Annotated in this window: 20 protein-coding genes; all 20 read right to left on the bottom strand. The window is 30.9% G+C overall.

Features of this window, described 5'->3' with window-relative positions; genetic code table 11:
- Positions 1-81: 81 nt before the first annotated feature.
- The 20 genes from HCAN_RS03435 to HCAN_RS03340 all read right to left on the bottom strand — a co-directional run bounded on the left by HCAN_RS03435 (position 82) and on the right by HCAN_RS03340 (position 21,330).
- Positions 82-1,509 (bottom strand): SGNH/GDSL hydrolase family protein, encoded by a 1,428-nt coding sequence (locus tag HCAN_RS03435; RefSeq protein ID WP_006655348.1) that lies wholly within the window; start codon positions 1,507-1,509, stop codon positions 82-84.
- On the bottom strand, positions 1,506-2,849 hold the full coding sequence (locus tag HCAN_RS03430) for a radical SAM/SPASM domain-containing protein (RefSeq protein WP_231232535.1): 1,344 nt from the start codon (positions 2,847-2,849) through the stop codon (positions 1,506-1,508). The genes HCAN_RS03435 and HCAN_RS03430 overlap by 4 nt, the downstream gene beginning before the upstream one ends.
- Positions 2,850-2,856: 7 nt before the next feature.
- Positions 2,857-3,057, bottom strand: a complete 201-nt coding sequence (locus HCAN_RS03425; RefSeq protein WP_006655346.1) for a hypothetical protein — start codon at positions 3,055-3,057, stop codon at positions 2,857-2,859.
- Between the two features lie 25 nt (positions 3,058-3,082).
- Positions 3,083-4,525, bottom strand: a complete 1,443-nt coding sequence (locus tag HCAN_RS03420) for a hypothetical protein (RefSeq protein ID WP_006656796.1) — start codon at positions 4,523-4,525, stop codon at positions 3,083-3,085.
- A 2-nt stretch (positions 4,526-4,527) separates the two neighbouring features.
- The gene (locus HCAN_RS03415) at positions 4,528-5,841 is read right to left on the bottom strand and encodes a hypothetical protein (RefSeq protein WP_034556391.1); all 1,314 of its coding nucleotides are present in this window, start codon (positions 5,839-5,841) and stop codon (positions 4,528-4,530) included.
- A 141-nt stretch (positions 5,842-5,982) separates the two neighbouring features.
- Positions 5,983-6,852, bottom strand: a complete 870-nt coding sequence (locus HCAN_RS03410) for a class I SAM-dependent methyltransferase (protein ID WP_006655343.1) — start codon at positions 6,850-6,852, stop codon at positions 5,983-5,985.
- Between the two features lie 12 nt (positions 6,853-6,864).
- Complete coding sequence (locus HCAN_RS03405) at positions 6,865-8,130, bottom strand: glycosyltransferase family 2 protein (RefSeq protein WP_006655342.1); 1,266 nt, start codon at positions 8,128-8,130, stop codon at positions 6,865-6,867.
- A gap of 14 nt (positions 8,131-8,144) precedes the next feature.
- A complete protein-coding gene (locus HCAN_RS03400) occupies positions 8,145-9,089 on the bottom strand; it encodes a glycosyltransferase family 9 protein (RefSeq protein WP_006655341.1) in 945 nt (314 codons plus the stop codon).
- A gap of 510 nt (positions 9,090-9,599) precedes the next feature.
- Positions 9,600-10,178: an acyltransferase gene (locus tag HCAN_RS03395; protein ID WP_006655339.1), complete on the bottom strand. Its 579-nt coding sequence runs from the start codon at positions 10,176-10,178 to the stop codon at positions 9,600-9,602.
- Between the two features lies 1 nt (position 10,179).
- Positions 10,180-11,133 (bottom strand): formyltransferase family protein, encoded by a 954-nt coding sequence (locus HCAN_RS03390; RefSeq protein ID WP_006655338.1) that lies wholly within the window; start codon positions 11,131-11,133, stop codon positions 10,180-10,182.
- Positions 11,133-12,209, bottom strand: a complete 1,077-nt coding sequence (locus tag HCAN_RS03385; RefSeq protein WP_006655337.1) for a DegT/DnrJ/EryC1/StrS family aminotransferase — start codon at positions 12,207-12,209, stop codon at positions 11,133-11,135. Before HCAN_RS03385 ends, HCAN_RS03390 begins: the two co-directional genes overlap by 1 nt.
- 46 nt (positions 12,210-12,255) lie before the next feature.
- Positions 12,256-13,059, bottom strand: coding sequence for an SDR family NAD(P)-dependent oxidoreductase (locus tag HCAN_RS03380; protein WP_006656795.1), 804 nt, complete (start codon positions 13,057-13,059; stop codon positions 12,256-12,258).
- Positions 13,052-14,746 carry a class I SAM-dependent methyltransferase gene (locus HCAN_RS03375; RefSeq protein WP_231232534.1) on the bottom strand — a complete coding sequence of 565 codons (1,695 nt, stop codon included), beginning with the start codon at positions 14,744-14,746 and terminating at the stop codon, positions 13,052-13,054. Before HCAN_RS03375 ends, HCAN_RS03380 begins: the two co-directional genes overlap by 8 nt.
- Positions 14,655-15,584 carry a radical SAM/SPASM domain-containing protein gene (locus tag HCAN_RS03370; protein WP_006656794.1) on the bottom strand — a complete coding sequence of 310 codons (930 nt, stop codon included), beginning with the start codon at positions 15,582-15,584 and terminating at the stop codon, positions 14,655-14,657. Before HCAN_RS03370 ends, HCAN_RS03375 begins: the two co-directional genes overlap by 92 nt.
- Positions 15,584-16,309, bottom strand: coding sequence for an SDR family oxidoreductase (locus HCAN_RS03365; protein WP_006655333.1), 726 nt, complete (start codon positions 16,307-16,309; stop codon positions 15,584-15,586). The genes HCAN_RS03370 and HCAN_RS03365 overlap by 1 nt, the downstream gene beginning before the upstream one ends.
- A 457-nt stretch (positions 16,310-16,766) precedes the next feature.
- Positions 16,767-17,933, bottom strand: a complete 1,167-nt coding sequence (locus HCAN_RS03360) for a class I SAM-dependent methyltransferase (RefSeq protein WP_006655332.1) — start codon at positions 17,931-17,933, stop codon at positions 16,767-16,769.
- A 10-nt stretch (positions 17,934-17,943) separates the two neighbouring features.
- Positions 17,944-19,008, bottom strand: coding sequence for a radical SAM/SPASM domain-containing protein (locus HCAN_RS03355; RefSeq protein ID WP_006655331.1), 1,065 nt, complete (start codon positions 19,006-19,008; stop codon positions 17,944-17,946).
- Between the two features lie 8 nt (positions 19,009-19,016).
- Positions 19,017-19,679, bottom strand: coding sequence for a class I SAM-dependent methyltransferase (locus HCAN_RS03350; RefSeq protein ID WP_006655330.1), 663 nt, complete (start codon positions 19,677-19,679; stop codon positions 19,017-19,019).
- Complete coding sequence (locus HCAN_RS03345; protein ID WP_006655329.1) at positions 19,679-20,554, bottom strand: transketolase family protein; 876 nt, start codon at positions 20,552-20,554, stop codon at positions 19,679-19,681. The genes HCAN_RS03350 and HCAN_RS03345 overlap by 1 nt, the downstream gene beginning before the upstream one ends.
- On the bottom strand, positions 20,551-21,330 hold the full coding sequence (locus tag HCAN_RS03340; protein WP_006656793.1) for a transketolase: 780 nt from the start codon (positions 21,328-21,330) through the stop codon (positions 20,551-20,553). The genes HCAN_RS03345 and HCAN_RS03340 overlap by 4 nt, the downstream gene beginning before the upstream one ends.
- Positions 21,331-21,346: the final 16 nt, after the last annotated feature.

The following is a 21,346-nucleotide window of genomic DNA, read 5'->3' as shown; positions in this document are numbered from 1 at the left end:
GACTAGAATTACCAACATCTTAGATTAAAAAAAATAATATTTTTTAGTTTAAAAATTTAACTTACGATCATCTAAATTATATCACAAACCATTAGTTTTTAAAATTTTTAAAACCTCTGATGCACAAAATTTATTACCCTTTGCATTACAATGTATCCAATTACTTTCAAAAAAAGTTCCCTTTTGCTCCTTTATTTTTTCGTTTAAATCATAAACAAAATTTTCAGAAGATAATTCCATTTTTAAAGCATCAATAAAAATGGGTATTTTTTCTATAAGTTCATTTTGATAAGGATCTACTTGAGATAATCTTTTCTTTTCTTTTAATCTCATCTCTACTTCTTTATCACTCCATTTTAACTTACAAGGCAACAAAGGTTGAATAAACGCGTAAAATTTTGCTTTTTCTAAAGTAGCAATTTGCATAAATTGAACCAAACGAACATGAATAGCCTCGCAAATATCCTGAAGTGCAACTTTACCATTAATTGTCCCAAACACATCACCATTTACAAGCCCTTTTAATTCATTATATATTGGCAATACGCTCCCACTTTTTGTTTTATATCCACTCTCCCACATATTAGGATAATATATCATTTTATGATCCTTTAAAAGCTTATCACAAGCTGAAAATCCCAACATTAAATCGGTACCACCAAAAAAAGAAAGTACAACATCCGGCTTTAAACAATAAAAAAGTGCATTAAATAATAAAAGTTGCTCATAAATGGTATAACCAGACACTCCAGCATTAATAACAATATATTCCCTTAAATCATAATCTTTTCTTAAAAAATCTGTAATACTTTGTCCAACGAGATATTCAACTCGTAAGGCACTATTACCAAATACAACAATTAATTTTTTATTTTCTCTATTTTTTATTTGTTTAAAATCTATTTTATCAATAAAATAAAAATTTTTATCTTCTTTGCGATAAATAGAACTCCAAACATTAAATCCAGGGTAATTAATTGTGGAAATTTCCCACCAATTCATAGAAACTTCATGCATTTTGGCAAAAACATTATAAAGTGGATATTTAGCATCTATTTCTTTTCTTAGCTTTAGTTTAATTTTATCATTTTTTTTATTATTATAATGTTTTAAAATAAGATTTTTCAAAAACCGATGAAGTATAGGCATTTCATAATCATCCCCTAGACATTCCATTAATAATTGATCTTGATTTTGATATCTTTCTTGCAATAAATAAAACATATTCCTTGAATATCGCATTTCATAAAAATGCTTAATCTTTTCTTCTAGAAAACCCAATTCTAAAAGTCGACTTTTAATTTTTAAAGCCTTTTGATTGTCAATAACCGCAATAAAAACAATACTATAATCTTCGGCAGATACTGCTTCTATCCTTTTAAAACGCATATCAAATTCTGAGAATTCTTCATTATCATCCACTATGTTAACATCAACATTCAAATGTTCACACAACAAGAGACAACTTTTCCCCGCCCATCCAAATCCATAAATCAAGACTTTCTTCATTTTATATCCAAATTATGCTTTGTGGTGACGCAATTATCTTCATCAAAACATGATTTAAATTTCTCTGCACAACCAGCACAAAGACTAAATCTTTTAAATTGCTGCTGCAACTGCTCTTTTCTTAATTTTTTTGCCATTTCAGAATTCCATACACCTCTCACACCTAATTCTTTGACATTCCCAATCGAAATGGGTTGATACATTGAGCTTGCATCCATAGTGCAGCACACAGTAACATTGCCATAACAATCTATAGCATAATTACTCCAAGGAAAACTACAAACCATATCTCTTTGAGAAAAAGTTTTATCCTTATTAATATCATTTCCTTGCTTATCGTAAATAACAAGACGTGTAAAAAATATTCTCACAATAATATCCCTACAATCTTCCCACTTAGATAAGTATAATTCCTTTTCTTGTGCTTCACAGAATGTATCTGTAAGAACACAATTTAAATCAAATTCTATTTTATGCCCCTTAGCATTTAACTCTCTTGCATACTCTACACATTCTCTCACACCTTTTTCAACTTTATTTAAATCAGCACCCCTGATTTTTCTATAAGTTTCAGGAGTTGCTCCATCAATACTTATAGTCATACGATTTAAACCAGAATCCAAAAGTTCTTTACCTATTTTATGTAAGAGCGTTCCATTGGTTACTATGTAAGTCCATGGGATTCCTTTATTTCTAGCATAATGTATAAAATCTGGCAATCTCTGATCTAAAGTCGCTTCACCAGCTGCTGTAAATCCTACCGTTAATTGAGGATTGCTTACACTAGCTTCAGCACAATAATCAATCGCTTCATAAACAAACTTATCCTCTAAAAATGTTTTTGTTTTAAAAAAATCTGTTTGATGGTTAACTTTAAATTCTTCTGAAAAAAATGGACACATAACACAAGTAAGATTACATACATTATGTATTGATATATTAAATCCTAATGGATAAGGATACCATTCTTGCATCCTCTCAATTAGATCATATTCAAGTTGCTCTTTTGCAACTCGATATTCTTGCCACTGCCACGAAAGATTAAACAGCTTTCTACTTTCATAAAAAAACTTTTTGTTGATATATTTCTCTTCTATATGCTTCTCTCTTCTCAAAATACCATGCAACTTTCCCCTCAAATCTCTCTGTATCAAATTTTTTCTATAAAGCGATTCAACTTTTAAGTTTTCTGGAGTTAATTTATTTTTCAATGCAAATAATGCGAAATCATCTATCTCCATATAATGATTTGGTTTTGGATAGTAATATAAATTTTCCTCAAGTTTTATTGCTGTTTTAAAAAAAATCGTAGCAAAATTTCTATCTTTTTCTTCAAGCAAGGGATAATTAAAAGCAATTATTATTGCCCCCCCCCCCATTATTATTGATAAATTCTACTTCTTTAGAAAGTTTATAAAGCTCATCATCAAAAAAATCTTGTATCTTCCGCTCTTGCAATATATTTGTTTTATCAAAATTCTCCAATCCTAATGTTTTAATTACATTGTCAACTCTTGTTCTCCAAAAATTCAAAATAAATATCTGCATAAAAACTTCCTTTTAAAAAATAAAATTATAGACTATTTTTTAATAATCTTCTCTTTTTATACCATTTTAAAATCCAATTTGAAAGATAAATACTTGCATTTTTAAAATTAAATAAATCGTTCTGGCAATAATCTAGAATTTTCTTTTCCCATTCTCTCTGATAACTTAAATCTTCCGATAATTTTACAAACACTTCAATAAAAGATGATTCATCTTCTTCAAAAATTCGTATATGTAAATTTTCCTGATAAAAACAATCATTCTCTAAAATTTCTTGATTTGTATCATTTCTATTAGGATAGAGCAATATTGCTGGCCTCTTCGTAATAACAGGATAAGAATACATCATTGAAGAATAAATTTCAATGGCTGTAATACTTCTTTGCAGTTCTTCTTTAGAAAGTCTTGGGGTTTCATTTTGCCAATAAATAAAATTCGGATATGATTTAAAAGCTTCCGCGAAATCATCTTCTCTTGATTTGTGAGTTTGCTCCAATGGAGGACATGATTTAAAAATTACCCTAAATCCAAAGTCTAGGGCTTTTAAAATATATCTTGATAATTTTTGCGGTTGATTAAAATTCAAAAAAGTGGATATAAAGATCACTGTATCCCGTTTAATGGTATAATCTATAGTATCTCCAAACTCATCAACTTCTTTTTCAATACTCGGATATCCACCCCGTATCAAACGCGGCTCAGGTGATGGCAAAATCCCATTAAAGCTCTGCAATTTAAAAATCTCCTTATAAATACTTTTAGAATGAATATTTACATAAGAAGACAACAAAAAAGAAATATTTAAGACTTCTAACAATTCTTTAGTTGAACAAATTCTATTAGAGATTTGCTCCATACTAGTTACTATCTTAAGACTATAAACACCCGTATAAAACCGAGCAATATTAGTCTGTTCTATAATAAATGGGAAAAAATTTAAATTCTCCAATATTTCAGCATCGGCACACAGGTATTTTTCGCCTCTTTTATCCAAATCATTTTTAATCTCGCTAAACCAATAATGCCCCAAAGAAACAACATACACTATCTGCAAACCACCTTCTTGCAATCTCTGACAAATACTCCCTAAATGTTTTTGAAAAGAACTAAAGCCACTCAATTGCACAGCAATAATATTAGAACAGTCAAATTTTTCCCTGTAATATGAATTTAACCAATTTGCACTAATTTTAACTCCATCATAACACTCGCAAATACCATATTTCAAGCAATTATCCAACAATTTATCATAATTTTTAGGAGAAGACAATAGAAGTTTAGCTTTACTTTGAAAAATTTCCTCTTTCACAGCAGCGGATAATCTCTCTAAACTTTGTTCTGGAGAATTATCATCAATAAAAAAATAAGTATCATTATCTTTTCTTTCTTTGAAAACACCATTCATAAAATCGATAATCCAAGCAATATATTTTGCGTTACCTCCATTTGGATAAATATAATAATGCATAATCACTCCTTTAAAATACTTCTTGCTTGATACCACTCTAAAATAAAATTTGCAATATACCTTGATGCATCACCAAAATTATATAAGTCATTTTTGCAATAATCCTCTATTTGCTTTTGCCACTGCTTTTGATATTCTAAATCTTTAGATAATTTTTTTAAATATTTTATAATACCTTCTTTAGCTTCTTCTTTAAATAATCTAATATGTAATTTAGGATTATAGAAGCAGTCTTCATCTAAAAGATCTTTTGGAATGGTATTTTTTTCTGGATAAAGAAGAATGGCTGGCCTCTTTGTAAGAGCGGGATAAGAATACATCAAGGAAGAACAAGCCCCAACAATTGTGATGCTTCTATTTTTATTTTCCAAACTCAATTGTGGTTCATCATTGCACTGATAGATGAAATTAGAATAATGTTTAAACTTTAATGCAAAACTATCCTCTCTTTCTTTAAAGCTGATATGACTAGGATTTGATTTAAAAACCACACGATACCCTTCTTTTAAAACTACTTCTAAAATATCTGAATAGTAGTCTTCATAATAAAAATTAATCAATGCAGAAATAAAAATCACAGTATCTCTTTTCATAGAAAAATCAATCCCTTGAGATTCCTTTGTCTCTCTATCAATGCTTGGATACCCACCTTTTAAAAATCTCGGTATAGGATTAGGATCTACTCCACCAATCTGCTGATTTTTCTCAAAATATCTATAATGAGTTTGAGAATGAATATTTAAATAAGTGCTTAAATAATTTGCTATCGTGTCTGCTCTCTCTATTCCTCTATCTTGATATAAATCTACAAGCCATACATAATTAGACACTTCATCAAAACTTGAATGAATTCTTAAAGTTACAACATTTGGATGAAAATGCAATACATTGTAATGAGTAATTACAAAAGGCACAAAGTCAAATTGACTAAGGAATTCATAATTTGCCATTACGATTTCATCATTATTTTTTGTATGATATTCCAAAAATTCCTTATAATATTCACTCTCATAATATAAAAAATAAATTAGTTTAATGCCATTATTGTTCAATATCTCTCTAATATTACCCAAATATTTATGCAATGGATTTCCACCAGTATCGCAGAAAATCCCACATATTTTTTGTCCCTTATATTTTTCCTTAAGCATTAGATTTAATCTTTCCCCTAAATATTTTATTCCATTATAGGCAACTTGAATCCCTTTTTCTTGTAACTTTTGAAGGCATTGGTGCATATATTTTTGAGAACTTAATAAAATTTTTGCCTCTCCATTTGATAATTCATTTCTAATTTTAGGTATTACAACTTCCAAAGAATGAGTTTTTAAACTATCATCAATAAAAGATATTTCCCCCCCCCCCCATCTAAAATGCTAATTGCATTTGCGAGATATTTTGCGTTACCTCCATTTGGATAAATATAATATTTCATAATAAACTCCTTATTTTATTTATTATTTTTTCTTAAATAAAAATTCATTACAGCCAAGCCCTACAACCTTCAAATACACAAATAACCTATAAATCTTACTCTTGGGATAAATAGGTTTATAGTATCTTGTTGAAGTATTTTTCAAGCATAAAAAACCATCTTTCTCCCAAATCTCTATCACTTCATCATTGGCAATAGGCTCATAAGGCAACCCTCCTAACCAATCAATCACATCTGTAATTTTATACATACCGCGATCCTTATCATACATATTCCATCCTCTACCTTTACGAATATCCTCAAATGTTAAAAAAAGAGTATAGAAACAAACCATGAAAATTTTCATAACAATATTTGTCTGGTTGTAATACATTTTCTTATTTAACCACCAAGAACTTGCTTCTGTCTTATTATAAAGGGCAATATATGCATATTTATCGCCCCCCCCCCCACTAGACAAAATGTTCATTGCATTTTGCATAGCTAATTTTAGATTGCCAGTGTGATGTAAAACTCCCCAACTATATAAAATAACATTTTGATTGTCTAATTCCTTTTTAAGCTTATCCACTAACCATGAATCTAAAATACTACCCTCAAAAATTTGCCAATTTTCTTTATTTTGTGGTTTGAATTTCTCCCCTGCCATTTTAGTTGCCTCTATAGAATTAATATCAACATCCAAACTAATAACTCTTTTGCAACCTAATTGCAAAGCCGCTACAGAAAATAAACCGCTTCCGCAACCGATATCCAAAAAAACTTTATCTGAAAAATCAAAATCTTCACCAAAATATTTTCTTAAAGAATTAATAGCTCTATTAAGAATCTGTTCATTTGCAACATATTCTATAAACCTTTTCCAATTTCTACCAAAAGAAAATGTAATCATAATTTATATTCCTTAATTCAAATTATATTTCCAATTCTCATCTCTTAATATTAGAGTTGCCACATTAATTCGATTCTTCTTAAATTGTAGTTTTTGCATCATTTGATAAATAATCTTTGGAGATCCACTTGAAATAAACACTAAATCGATATTTTCCTTTTCCCTAACGATGTCTTCATATGTTTTATATCCTTCCTTCTTATCATCTGCAACAAATAAAATATGTTTCCCTCTCTTCACTAAAAAATCTTCTAATTGCACTCTCCAACTATTTTCTCCATAAATAACAATATTTTTTGAATTTTCTATAGCAATATCTCTTTCTATTTCTGTCATTAAATTTTTATTGAAATCCTCATAATAACAATACAATTTATCTTGAAACTTATCCTTATAAATTTGTGCAAATCTTCTTAAAAAAATAGGATAATTCTCATCATCATAAAAATAAGACAATGCTCCTGCCAACTCATTGCCCCCCCAATCAAAAAAAGCGTTAAGGCACATAGATACTTCGGAATAATATTGCTTCAATATTAGATAAAATTTTTCTTGAGAATCCATATTAACGCAACACATTCCACTAGAAGTTATCCAATTATAAAAATCTAAATATTTCGCTCTAGCATTTGGCGTTACCCCAAAAATATGTGCAATACCACCCACATACCCCATTGAAGCTGCTTTATATAACTTCAAATAATCAACTTCTGCTGTAATGTCAGCCCTATGATTATCAGTTACATTATTAAAAGGATCCTGTTGAATTAAAAAATCTTTTTTATAGACTACTTTAATTTTTGTTTGCAAAATCTCTTTTTGTTTGTCATTTAAGTTTTGGTATAAAAATGTTTCAGGCAGCACGACATTACTTTGTTGCTCAAAAATAACAATCTCTCCATAACCATAACCAGCATCCACGCTAATAAAATTAACTTGTGGATTATTTTGAATATGAATATAAATATTCTCTAAATGATTCTCATTATACAAAAATTCATCATCCGATAAAAGCAATACCCAATCACCTTTATATAATTTACTATCCTGGGCAAACTTATATACTTTATCGCCAAATCCCATTTTTTTTGGCATTTTAATATACTGATAGCGTTTATCCTTTAAATATTCTTGAACAATCTCAATGGTATTATCAGTTGAACAATCATCAAGTATCAAGACTTCATAATCCATAAAATCTTGTTTTTTTATAGAATCTAAGCATCTTTGCAATAAATTTGCCCTATTATAGGTTGGAATTGCAATAGTAAAAAACACATACCCTCCTTTTCTTATAAGTACCTATTAATATAACCAACTATATCATTTAACTCAATAAAATCCATACAATGAATGTCTTTATTGCAAGTTGGATTATAACAAGGGATGCATTCATACCCACTTAAACCTAGACTTTTTGGATACACTGAAACTCCACGCCCATAATAATAGATCTCTTCACCACTTGTAGCTCCAAATAACACAATCACACTTTTTTTCATCGCTAATGCTAGATGCACCCCCAAACTATCGTGTGTTACTAGCACATCACACCCTGCAATCCAATCCATATAATCATATAAATTATTCATTCCTTGCTGCCAAGAAAAACTAATCTGATCTTTTTCAAGTAAGACTGCTAACTCCTCCCATTTTTCTTTCTTCATCGCTTTTGTGGGCCATTTGCTACCCACTTGATAATTTAATCCAACCTGAAATTTTTCTTTTGGCTTTGGTTTATACCCGAGAGAATATTCCTGCTCTCTCCATTCGCAACCCACCATTTCAACAATCACCTTTTGCCAAATTTCGTGACTCTTTTTCCCGCTAGCCTTATCTTGTATATAATTTGTAGCACCTAGACTACGCTCATAAGCACTATAATTACCACTCACCACATCAAATCGAAATCCAACCTTCTCCCAAGCTTGAATCATATCTGCTAATCCGCAAATTCCGTGAATCTTTTCTAAATTCACCACCATATCAAACTGCTCTCGCATCAAGGCAAAAGGGATAAATTCATCCCACACAAGCACTCTCTCTAAATAAGGATTATCCACTATCAAAGGAAACGCTTCAGGGGCAACCAACCAAGTAATGCAAGAATTGGGATATTTCTGCTTTAAAGCCTCCAATACAACCGTGCATCGCACGACATCTCCAAGACTAACTACTTTACCCATTTCAGGATCTAATGTTTCAGAATAACCAAGTTTAATAATTAAAATTTTCACCCATTTTTCCAAAAAAAGAAATGCATTATTCTAATCTAGCAACAATTAAATTCTATTTAATACACAATAATCTTAAGACAAAATTGGCAATTTCAAGAGATGCTTTTCCAAAGTTATAAACTTCTTCTTTTAAATATTGCACAATAATATTAGCAAATAAAAATTATGTAGAGCAAAAAAGCTCGTGCTAACAATCAAGATAACCCATAATATATTAAAGTAATTCTAAATATAAGAGTCGCAAAAACATCTTAATAAATATTTAAATTGGTAGATAATTTTTTCTTGAAACCACTAAAAACCGAGTCTTTACTCCCAATAGTTTCCCTCATGGTTTCTAAACTACTATACACCATTGAATCATCTATAAAAACTATATCACTATAGCCAACAAACTTCAAAAGATAGGCAATATCTAAGCCAACTTTGCCTTTTGGATAAATAAAAATCCTAGAGCGGCTTTCTTATTTCTTGTTTCTTCATTGCACTTCCTTGTATATTAGCTTTAAACTAAATTAACAAATTACTATTTTTATTATTTTCATTTAAAAATTGTTTCTCTAGTTGAAGAATCTTTTTACTTCTATCTTTAATTCTTCTTGCAGGAATACCAACATAAATTCCCCAAGCTTCTGTATTTTTTGAAACCATACTCATAGCACCAACTGCTACTCCCTCTTCCAATACCACTCCAGGGAGTATTAAAGAGCCTGATCCAACAATGCAATGTTTTTTGATACATATAGCATCTTTTTGTGCTTTAAATTTAAATTTATCAGGAACAAAAGGTGCTGACATAGATTCCCCTGAATAATCATCACTTTCGGTAATCAAACGCACATAGTTACTAATACTAACAAAATCTTCTATTTTAATTCCTCCTCCACCATATAATCCAGAAAAAGAAGCAATATGTATATAATTACCCATTATAATATCTCCACTTAAGATAACAAAACTTCCAATTTTTACATTATTACCTATGCTAATGCTCCGAGGATTATCAATAGTGGTTCGCGTATCAATATAAACATTTTCTCCTAAACTCTTAAAGCCCATTTTTTTAAGTTCTTTACGGGGATAAAACATTTTATCCCCCACTTACGCTAAAGGATAATTTTGTGTTTGACCATATAATAACTTGGAGGATAAATATATACCCCCCCCCCCGCTCATCAAAAGCATTCATTAAAAATTCAAAATCTTTATCATTCTTGCTTTTCAATCCAATTAAACCATTTTCACATTTAGCTACAATTTCACAAGATGAAAGATTAAAAACTTTACCATGTTCTATATTTATAGGACATTCTAGTCCTTGCACCTCATAAGCTTCCTGAATATCTATCACACGATCATCAACAATTAACTTAGCACAAGGATAAGGAGAACAAAATGATTTTACAATATTGATAATCATTTCTTTAGACATTCTCATATCTAAAAGCACATCATGCAAATTCCTTTTTCTCCAATAATTTCCTCCTTGCCTTTGTGATTTTCTATTTGTTATCAACTCACAATTATTTAAAATCTCTTGTATTCCAGCTTCCGCCAAAATATTAATTTTATCATTCAATGTATTAATAGTATCACTTTCATCTAATTCAAAAAACTTTTGCAAAATAATCTTGCCAGTATCAATCCCACTATCTACCTCAAAAAAGGTTAAGGCACTTTGTTTTAATCCTAAAACTTTACTCCAATGAAGGGCATGTCTACCTCTATTATTAGGAAGTTCAGTTGGGTGTGCACAAATAGTAATCTCTGGAATTTTAAAGATATTTTCTCTAAGAATCTTTGGCCATACGCACACCAAAATATCCATCTTTAAATTCTTTAAAAGCAATTCTTCTTGATTGATATCACTTACCTCAAAATATAAAGCACCATGTTCCCTAGCAAAAAGTTCTAATGAAATTGAATTATTAGGCAACAACTCTTTTTTTAAACTAATAACAGCCGCTAAAGTATGTCCGCTTTTTAATATTCCTTTTGCAAGACTTCTTGCACACTCTGTTGTTCCTATTACTACACAACGCATTAATTACCTCCAAACCATCGCTTAATATTTAAACAAACTTCATCTACATATTCTATCTTTAAATCAGGTCCACTCGGTAAAATCAACATTCGATTATGAAAAATATCGCTCTTAGGGAAAACCGTTTGAATTTTCAAATGAGAACAATGATTAAGCGAAGGACTCTCATAAGCACTACCTATTCCCATTTTTTCTAAAAAATCCTTAATATCCCTCACTTGATCAGCAATAATAATACTTCTCATTGGGATTTCATTTGCATTTACTTCTAAAATTTGTAAATTATTAGACAAAAGTTCTTGATAGCGTTTATAAATTGTTTTTACTCTTTCAATTTTTTGTTTCATTTTACTTAGCTGAACAATACCAATACTTGCTTGCATATCATTAAATTTGAAATTATAAGCCTGAATATTATAAATATTTTCAAGCCTTACATCAAAAACTCCTTGGTTCCTAATTCTTCTTAATAAATCATAATCTTCCCTATTGTGTGCAACCACAAGCCCACCTTGCCCAGTAGTAAGAATCTTTGCTAACCCTAATGAAAAACAACCAAATCTCCCAATAGTTCCTAAGTACCTACCCTTAATATCCCTAGATCCAAAAGCCTGACAAGCATCTTCAATTACCTGCAAATTATATTTTTTTGCTATTTCTAAGATTCTATCCATATTCGAGGCAACCCCATTCATATGAACAGGCACAACAAGTTTAGTCTTGTTTGTAATTCTATCTTCTATTAATTCTTCATCAATAGTTTGATTCTCTTTAACATCAACTACTCTCACCTTTGCACCCAATATCATAGCAGCGTGTGCAGTGGCAATAAATGTGCGATTAGAAACAATTACTTCATCACCTTCTTTTAGACCTGATGCCATATAGGCTAAACTCAATGCTTGAGTTCCATTTGGAACGGCAACAACATAAGGGACATTTAAAAAATCTGCGACTCTACTCTCAAATTCTTCTGTAATTTCACCTTGAGCAATATGCCTTGTCGCTAAAGCTTTTCTAATAGCCTCTTGCTCCTCTTCTCCTAATTCTATATTCCACCAATTAATTTTTCCCATTAAGCAACCTTTAAAAAGCTTAATAGGTTTTTATTTATTTTAGGGTTTAATACGCCCCCCCCCCCCCACTCACAGAGTAATTCAATGCACCACATTGTTTCTTTTGTAAATTTCTATTTAAATACTCCTCAACAACATCCCTAAATAAACTCTCATACTCTTGCAAACTTATACCTCCATCTACTCTTAAAATCTGTCCCGTCATAAATTTCACATCAAGTAAAAAATTTATCACTTCGCAAACATCCTCACTTTTAGCAATCCTACCAAGAGGAGAAATTCTAGAATAAAGTGCGGTCAATTCTGTTTCTTGATTATAAAACTCTTCATTTTCGGGCTTTAAAGTCAAAGTAGGTGCAACAACATTAACTCTAATTCCCCTAAAACCGAGTTTGACTGCATAATATCGAGCCATTTGTTCCAACCCTGCTTTTGCCATATGATATCCAATAGATTGATTTAAAGAAATCAAACTCCCACAAAGTGAGCTCACAAAAACAATGCTAGAATCATCTGATAAATAAACATCTAATATCTCCATAACATTTTTTATTGTATCTAGCTCTACACGAATCTCACCTTCCCAACTATCCATAAATTTATTACCACGGAATTTAAGAAAAAATACCATATGATCTATTTTGCCTTTTATCTTAGCTACTTCCTCTAACACTTTCAAAAAACTATCTTGATGACAAAAATCAACACTATAAAATTCTACAGCAATAGAATTTGGATTAGTTCTTGCAAATAAAGTAACATTATACTTTCCTTTTTTGGATAATTCCCGAGTAAAAACACTCCCAATTCCTTTGCTACCGCCAAAGACAAATAAATTCTTTTTATTCACGACATTCCTTAATTTCAAGCTGCGGTAATTCCAAATTATAGAATATTCCTCCTCTCTTTAGAAATTCCTTATGCTTTTGTGCAATAGAATCTATAAACCTCCAAGCTACATTGATAATCTCTTTTATATTAGGATCTTCTTCTAAAATTTTAGAATCATTTACCAAAACGCCTAAATTTGGTGCATATTTACCAATCTTGACAATATTATCATCTAAAAAATAATCAATCACATCAGATAGCCCTAAATGATACACCATCATCACTCCACCCACTGAAGCACCATACACACCAACACTTCCTTGACGCTCCTTAATCTCCAATGCAAGCTTTCTAACCTTCTCTCTAAAATCTTCCAAACCTTTAGTGAAATTTATAAAAATATCACTCTGTTTGAAAAAATCTTTTTCAGCTTCTATCAGAGAAAGCAATTCTTTAGTCTTTGACTTACTCATATCTTGAGTAATTTTAATTTGTATGCTTCCACCTTTACTCTCAATAATCTTAGCATCATACAGATTCAAATTTTTCTTTTCCAAAAACTCACATAATGGCAAAAGATATAGGTAATTGATATGTTCTAAAAATATCATATCCACCAAATTTTTCTCCAAAACCGCTTTAGCATAGAAACTTTCAAAAATAAATTCTCCACCCTCTTTAAGTGTTTCTTTTATTTCATTAAACAATCTTTCTAAATTCACACTATTTGCAACAATATGACTAGCAAAAACAAAGGCATCTTCATTTTGAATTATCTCCATTAGCCTCTGCGTTTTAATAAAACGCAGAGGCTTAGAGACATATCCCCTCAAACTCCCACCTTTAGTCCAGATTTCCTCTGCATCAAATAATTCCAATCCACAATGATTGAAAAATTTTGCCAAAGGTTTTGCGCTAAAGTAACTAATATGCTCATGATAAATCGTGTCAATCAAATGCTTCTTTAAAACACTTTGTGCATAACTTGTCTCAAACACAAATACACCATTATCATCAAGCAATAACTCAATACCTTTCACCACATCTGCCAATAAAGGAATGTTGGCAATCACATTGTTGGCAATCACAATGTTGGCTTTACCTTTTTGTAGTTTAATTTCTCTAGCTAGATTCTGTGTAAAAAAGCCACAAATCGTCTCAACTCCACGCTTTTTTGCAATTTCTACTGCAATAGAAGCAGGATCAATCCCTAAAACTCGCATGCCTTCATTTTTAAAAACTTCTAGCATTGCCCCTTCATTGCTTCCAATCTCGATTACCAAAGAATCTTTTGGTATCTTAAACCTTTTAATTAAATCCTTAGCTCCCTGTCTGAAATGTTCCACCAAACCAACTGAAGTGCCAGAAGTATATAAATAATCCTGCTCATAAATTTCTTTTGGTTCCACAACTTCGCTTAATTGCATTTGACCGCATACATTGCACATCATCACTACAACATCATGCAATTCGCAAGATAACGCCAACTCTTTATTCTTAAAAAACCTATCCCCAATTGGATTTTTAGATAATTCTAAAACTTTCTTCAAATCATTGCAACCACATAAACGACAACTTTGAATCTTAAAAACCCTATCCATTCTTACTCCCAAGCTAATATTTATAAGTTCGATCCCATAAATCACAACCCCTACATAACTCAATAACATTTCTCTGTTTTGATAAATGTAGATCTCTAACCTCATTAAACTTATTCCCACGCCAAATCTTTTCTATAGTTTCGCGCGAAAAATCTCCCATCAAACATTTTCCACCATAATCAACCCCGCATAGTCCCACTCGACCATCATAATGAATAGCCATAGAACCAAAAGGAGAAATACAAGCAAACGAAGAAAATAATTCAATTTTTTCTTGTTTTTCCGAAACCAACTGATTACCCCAACTATGCAAAGGCATAATATAAGCAACATCTGTTGATTTTATTTTTGATTTCCAAAAATCTAACCAAATTTTGGATTCCATTTTATTTAATTCTTGCTCTATAAAGCGAACTTTTATACAGACTTTAGGAAAACTTTCATTTCTTAATTTTATAAAATTAAGCACATTACTATATACTCTTTCTCTATTTAATCCGATACGAATCTTTTCATAAACTTCTTTAGAATATCCATCAATAGAAAACATAACTTCATCAATTCCACTTTCCAAAATTTCCTGTGCTTTATTCTTATCTAAAATTTGCGCATTAGTGACAATTACTACTTTTTTGATACCAATGCACTTTAATTCTTGTATTCTTTGAGATAATTTCTTATCTAATAACGGCTCTCCATCACGCGTCAATGTAATTTTTTCAATTACATTAACATAATTTGCCACATTCTTCACAAATTTCTGCCAAAGTGTATCGCTAATTATCTTTTTTACACTAGCATTCCATTCATTTATGGTGCACATAATACACCTTGCATTGCAAGCATTAATTGTTTCAATCTCAAAATATCTTGGGAACAATAAACAGGCATCATAGTCTAAAATCCCTAATCTTTGTGCAATGTCTTCTTTGGTTTCTAACATCACTTACCTCCATTAAGAATATAAATTTGTCCGGTAGTTTGCATATTCTGTGCTTTAACCAACAATAATATAAATTGAGAAATTTCCTGCAGAGTCGCAAATCTTTGTAATGGTTGCCTAGATAAAGCTTGATAATATATCTTGGGAGCTATTTGTCTTTTTCTTGCCCAAGAACTTCCTTCAAATTCAATAATTCCAGGCATCACTCCATTAATACAAATATTATCTTTAGCATAAAATCTTGCAGTACTTTTAATATAAGCATTTAAAGCAGCCTTAGAAGCAACATAACCAGGGGCACCTTCGCCATTGGTTGCAGAATCTGAAGAAATATGTAAAATATAACCTTTTTTCCTTTTGACATAGAATGGCAACAAAAATGAATTAATAGATACTGCTATTCCTAAATTTAAATGCACACTTTGTTGTAACGCCTCATAAGTAAGAGGCTGCTCATCAGCTTCTAATCTTCCACCAACATTATGAATTACAATATCAGGTAATATGTTATCACTCTGTAAGGAAAGCAAAAAATTATGTAAACTATTACGATCCATCAAGTCAAAAGGATATACTTCTATATTATTTTTTAATTCATTTTTAATCGCTAATAATTTATCAGCACTTCTAGCAACAAGTAAAATATAAAAATTTTCATTGTGAAACCGCCTTGCTACTTCTAATCCAACCCCAGAACTGGCACCTGTTATTAAAACTTTAAGCATAAATACTAATTTCCAAACTATTTATATATCTATTCTACAATAAGAAAATTACAAATTACATTGCATCTCTAACGCTAATTATTTCTATCTTACAAGATTTTATATTCCCATTAATAACTCTTGTAATTTCATATTTTTAATTTTCATAAACCCCTCTAAATTTCTACAATACATAAAAAAATACAATCTTGTTTATTCTATTGTAATAACAATTAAAGTTACTTTAATTGCAGAGAGCACTAACTTCTTTAAGCAATATTACATTTTTTATTGCTCTATCAATATTCAAATTGAAATCATCCATAACAACTATTGCTTTAAACATGATTCCAATTTATATTTTTATTTTATTACAAATATACTCTAGACAATGCCAAATCATCTCAACAAAATTTAATTTATCATCAATGTTTTTAAAATTAACCCAAAGATACTAGTTCTTATATAATTCTCGGTACTACTCAATTATTGCTTTAATACTCATATATTGTTGCCCTCTTCCCCAAGCTCTAGAAAAATTTGGCATAGCAGAAATTTTATATTCAGTTAGCTCCAATGGATTTTTAAGCAATTCAATACATTCTCTCAAACTTTCAACGAAAAATTCTCCCAATTGAAAGCAATTATTACTCATTTGCTGTAACAACTCCACTATTGCTTCAATTATTGAAAAATCTACATTTTTTCTAAGTTTATGCACCAACAAGCGTAATTGAACTACATTATCTGATAACCACCCTATAGTCTTTTGATTCAAATTCATTTCCTTAAACTCTGTGCTAAGTAATAAATACTTTTTGCAATCAAACTGCTCTATGACTGCATCAATATAAGAATATCCCATATCTTTATACCAACTTAAATTTAAAATAAAATTGGGAGATATTCCAATAACATCAAATCTCCCCACTTCTTTATTATAAATAGAAAATTTTCTAATATCTTCTGCGCTTTTCTTAAGACTATATGAAAAATGATCATTTGTAGGATTTAATATACTATCTTTTACCCAGTCCTCTATAGGTCTTGAAGCAAATCCAAGAGAATCTAAGTGACTTTTAAAAGCTACACATAGTTTTTGGACTTTATTTGAAAAATTACTAACTTCTCTAACTAAGCATAAACCTAAAACTATTCTCAAATATTCAAAAAAATACGAAAATTCACAAATTGTGGTAAGAATTAAATAAGTATTATGAGAAACCTGTTTCAATAAAGCTTGTAAAATTTTTTCCCTTTCACTATCACCAAAAGCTGGCAAAAATCCCTCCGCAATTACAAAATCATATTTTTTAGAGCTTTCATATTTTTCAATAACGCAGTCATAAATTCTATAGCGTTTGGGGTCAATACTATAATTATCAAAAAGCTTTTGCATTTCCTTTCTGCCAACCGGATTTGGCTCTACAATATCTACTTTAGCTCCAAGCAACAAAAAAACCAAAGTATTATAGCCACTTCCAGCACCAACCTCTAAAATATCCGCATCCTTAAATAATCTAGAATCAATACCTAGTAACCGATACAATCGCTCTCTTCTTTTAATATGTAATTCTAAATCACTAATATCTTGACTAACCGGAGAAATTCCATTTTCTTCATAAAACCTTACAAATTCATTCATACTTCACTCCTCACACAAACCCTAAATGCTTCTCATCGGCATTCAAATATTCTAAAATCATTTTATTCTTTTCGTGTGCTACACAATGATGATTACAAACACAAGATGGATTAACCCTGAAAAAAGACTCTTTATTTTGATACCACCACTCTCTAAAGGATATATTTTTAATACTTCCAAGTAATGCTTCATCAAGATTATAAGCCTTATCTTGACAAGGATACACATTTAAATCTGCACCAATAACCATAAGCATTTGAGAATAAGGACACCAAGAATAATCTTTTTCAAAACTATTAAGCTGATAATGATAAGAATCATAAATCTCTAATGTTTTTCCAAAATCATTTTGTGCTTTTTCTATCTCTTCTTTTGCTTGTTTATAAAAAGCTTGATGATAGATATTAGTTTTTCCCCCTTCATTACTAACAATTGCTGGAGATATTTTAAGGCTATCTACCCCTATCTCACTAAGTATCTTTGAAATTTCATAAATCTTATGCCAATTATCCTGTCCCACAATATAACTCACTCCAAGATAACATTGTCCGCCAATTTTTTTAAATTTCTCCATATTAGAAATAATTTTATCAAATTCCTTTTTCCCTACACCGCGAAATTTTTGATAACTTTCATTATCATAGCCATCCATACTCACGCGCACCCAAGTGCCATATTTCGCAAAAAGTTCTGCCACCTCTCCATCTAATTTAGCTCCATTTGTCAATGTTGCAAAAGCAATATTTGTTTCAATTAAACGCTTCAAGGTTTGTGGCATATATTTATAAATCAATGGTTCCCCGCCCCCACTAAATGTGATAGCTTTAACACCCATCAACTCGCAATCATCAATAATTTCAAGCATCTTTTGTTCTGGTATAAAATCCCGCTCAACCATATCTTTTCCAAGTTGCAAATGCGAAACTTTATAGGCACAATACCAACAATCATGATTGCATACATTTGTAGGTTTAATCCTTATATGTATTGGCGGCATTATTGCTTTATCTTTAGGCAAAGAATCAAGCTTGTCTTTATAATGAAACATTTTATATTTCGTATATAACAATCCCATAACCATTCCTATTCAAAATAAATAAATTCATAATCACCTTTATATCCAAACTCCCTTGCTATCCATATCCACTCACTAGGGTTTAAAAAACTCTCGCAAGTAAGTGCCCAGCATTGAAGATTGAAAAGTTCTTGATTATTTCTATAAGATTCCGCCATAATATATTTTTGCTTTCCTACACGCTCAATCTCACTAAAAGCTATTTTCAAATCAAACAATGCTAAATTATGCAATGTCCCAAGTGAGATTACTAAGTCAAATTCTTCATCCCCAAATGGAAAAGGACTTCGTGCATCATAAACAAATAAATTTTCTGCAACTTCCTCCTTAGCATTTTTTATTGCATACTCTGAAATATCAAAGCCAACTACCTGTATATTAGGTAAAATCTTTTTAATCTCATACAACAAAAATGCTTTTCCGCAACCTACATCTAAAATTTTGCTTTTGTTATTTAATTGATAAATTTCTATCAAATCTCTAGCAACCGCTTCCCATCTTCCATCATATTTATATCCACCATACCCATATCGCCTATCTCCATCCCAAAAATCCTTTTCATATTTCTTAGCAATACCCATACATTCTACTTTAGAATCTGCCATCCTTGTGAAATAATCCCTTTTGGTCTTTTGATGCAATTTTGTAAAAATATTTCGTAAAACACCCATTATAACTCCATTCTCTTTTGCACAGATTCAACGATTCCCTTACAATCAATTCCAAAAAAAGTGCGTCCATAATCACAATTCCCTATTAAATGCACATATTTATTTGGCACACCTAAAATTTCTATATTTGCATTTGTATGGGATCTTAAAAATGTCCCTAAGCCACCATAACTAAAATGCTCTTCAATAACAAAAATAATTTTATAGGATTCTAAATTAAAGTCCATTGAATTAATAAAAGGCTTACTCGCAACATCACATCCAAGAATTTCACCTGCTTTAAGCACTTCTTGAACAATTGAACTATGAGATAAAAGCAAAATCTCACTCTTGTTTTTCAATAAAAATTGCAATTGTGCAACATCTTCAATCTCCCTTTTATGCAAATTAGGTTCGCCTGCTTTAGGGATTCTAATATAACTTGGCTTCTTGGAGTGATAAGCATACTGAAAACAAGCCTTTGCTTCCAAAGGATCACAAGGTGAAAAAATATTTAAATTTGGCAAACTCAAGGCTAAACCTATATCTTCTAAAGCATAATGAGTCATACCACTTGGCATATAGGTAAAGCCACTTCCAGTTCCAACCAAAATAACAGGCAACTCTTGATAGCAAATGTCATTTCTTACTTGCTCATAAGGACGCATCATTACAAATGGAGCAATATTATAATACACAACCTTTCTTCCGCACAAAGCCAAACCAGCTGCCATACTAACACATAATGCTTCATTGATTCCAGGATTGATATATTGCTCTTTATACTCCTCTTTAAATGTATCCCAAACACCAAGCCCAGCATCTCCGCTAATCAAAAATACATTTGAATCTTTTTTAGCTACTTCAATGATACAATTTGCTATTGCATTTCTCATTTTAAAACCTCTAATGCTTTAGAATAAATCTCATCTGTTACCAAATAATAATGCCATTCTAATTTATCCTCCATAAATTCCACTCCCTTGCCCTTTATGGTATCACAAATTATACAAAGTGGTCGATTTCTTCTATTTGTGGCTGCCTCAACAATCTTTTCCTCGCAATGTCCATCCACCCGTATGCAATCCCAACCAAATGCCTTCCATTTATCCTCTAATGGTTCAAACTCTACAAGTTCACTAGCCCTGCCATAACCTTGTAGATCATTTCTATCTATAAATACTACAATATTATCCAACTTCAACTTTGATCCAAGCATTGCTGCTTCCCAAATACTTCCCTCCTGAATCTCACCATCACCCATCAAGATATAAACATTACGCTTCCTATCTTCCTTACTCTTTTTAAAAGCCATTGCCATACCAATGCCAATAGGCAACCCATGCCCTAAACTTCCTGCAGAAATCTCAATATAAGCATGAGAATTCCTATCTGTGTGTGCTGGCAATGTTCCGCCATTTTGGTAATATCCCAAAAGCGTTTGTTTATTCATTAAGTCTCTATGGTATAAAGTTGCATACAATGCCATTGCAGCATGTGCCTTTGAAAGTATAAAAATGTCTCTAGTTTCATAATTCTGTAAATTCAAAACTTTAAAATATAAGGCACTTAAAATATCTACACACCCTAAAGCCGAACCAATGTGTGGGCTTTTTGCACGATTAGCAATTTGCAAAATTGTTTTACGAATCTCTTTTGCTGTTTGTGTCATACGATACATCTCCTAT

It is taken from the genome of Helicobacter canadensis MIT 98-5491, from assembly GCF_000162575.1.
In the GTDB taxonomy this organism is placed as follows: domain Bacteria; phylum Campylobacterota; class Campylobacteria; order Campylobacterales; family Helicobacteraceae; genus Helicobacter_D; species Helicobacter_D canadensis.
Note: the sequence above shows the minus strand (reverse complement) of the source record. Positions and strands in the feature narration are given on the sequence as shown.